Raw genomic sequence first — 1,220 nt, 5'->3', positions numbered from 1 at the left:
GGGCGAGATCGACGATCAGGTGGCCGGCCTCGACGAACAGACGCTTGCGGTCGGCATGCGTCGCCAATGTCGAGCCGTTGCCGGGCAGCGACAGGCCAAGCGCCTCGGTCAAACAATTCATCGAATTGGCGGTGAACATGCCCGAGCAGGAGCCGCAGGTCGGGCAGGCCGAGCGCTCGATGACCTTGACGTCCTCATCGGAGATCTTGTCGTCGGCGGCCGCGACCATGGCATCGACCAGGTCGAGCGCCTGCGTCTTGCCGGCGAGCACCACCTTGCCGGCTTCCATCGGACCGCCGGAGACGAAGACGGTCGGGATGTTGAGGCGCAACGAGGCCATCAGCATGCCGGGCGTGATCTTGTCGCAATTGGAGATGCAGACCATGGCGTCGGCGCAATGCGCGTTGACCATGTATTCGACAGAATCGGCGATCAGCTCGCGCGACGGGAGCGAATAGAGCATGCCGTCATGGCCCATGGCGATGCCGTCATCGACGGCGATGGTGTTGAATTCCTTGGCAACGCCGCCGGCCTTTTCGATCTCGCGCGCGACCAATTGGCCGAGATCCTTCAGATGGACATGGCCCGGCACGAACTGGGTGAAGGAGTTGACCACCGCAATGATCGGCTTGCCGAAATCCGAGTCCTTCATGCCGGTGGCGCGCCAGAGGCCGCGAGCGCCGGCCATGTTGCGGCCATGGGTGGTGGTGCGGGAACGATAGGCAGGCATGTTTTTTCCTTGGTGGCTGGCCGCAGCCCAGGGGTTGGCGCGGCGGAGCTGAATTCGGACCGCAGGCGTTATAGACGCGCAAGTATGGTCTGGCCACAATTTTGCAATGCGCCAGATTCTCTCAAAAAAATGCGTGGCACTGTCGGATGGCGCGCTGCATGTCCGTCCTTGGGCAGACGGCAAGGAGATGGCACCATATTCGGAGTCAGCCGTTTCACAGGAACAGCGACCGAAACAGCACGAGGAGCACGACATGCAAAAGATCACCACCTGCCTGTGGTTCGACGGCCGAGCCGAAGAGGCCATGAACTTCTACGTCTCCATCTTCAAGAATTCCAAGGTGCTGAGCGTGATGCGTTGGCCCGAAGGCCACGCCGATGCAGGCAAGGTGTTGGTGACCACGTTCGAACTCGACGGCGTGCAGTTCCAGGCGCTCAATGGTGGACCGCAGTTCAAGCACAGCGAAGCGATGTCGCAGTCGATCGACTGC

General features: G+C 61.6%; 2 protein-coding genes. One reads left to right on the top strand and one right to left on the bottom strand.

Going from position 1 to position 1,220, the window contains the following annotated elements; translation table 11 throughout:
- Positions 1–730, bottom strand: a 730-nt coding sequence (locus tag EN879_RS36455; protein WP_206521090.1) for a dihydroxy-acid dehydratase, incomplete at its 3' end; no start/stop codon positions are given.
- A 253-nt stretch (positions 731–983) separates the two neighbouring features.
- On the opposite strand from EN879_RS36455, the gene EN879_RS36450 reads away from it, so the two are divergent.
- Positions 984–1,220, top strand: a 237-nt coding sequence (locus tag EN879_RS36450; RefSeq protein WP_206521089.1) for a VOC family protein, incomplete at its 3' end; no start/stop codon positions are given.

Origin of the sequence: Mesorhizobium sp. M7A.F.Ca.AU.002.02.1.1 (genome assembly GCF_003998535.1) — a bacterium.
Classification (GTDB): Bacteria; Pseudomonadota; Alphaproteobacteria; order Rhizobiales; family Rhizobiaceae; genus Mesorhizobium; species Mesorhizobium ciceri.
This window is presented reverse-complemented; position numbering and strand designations above follow the sequence as displayed.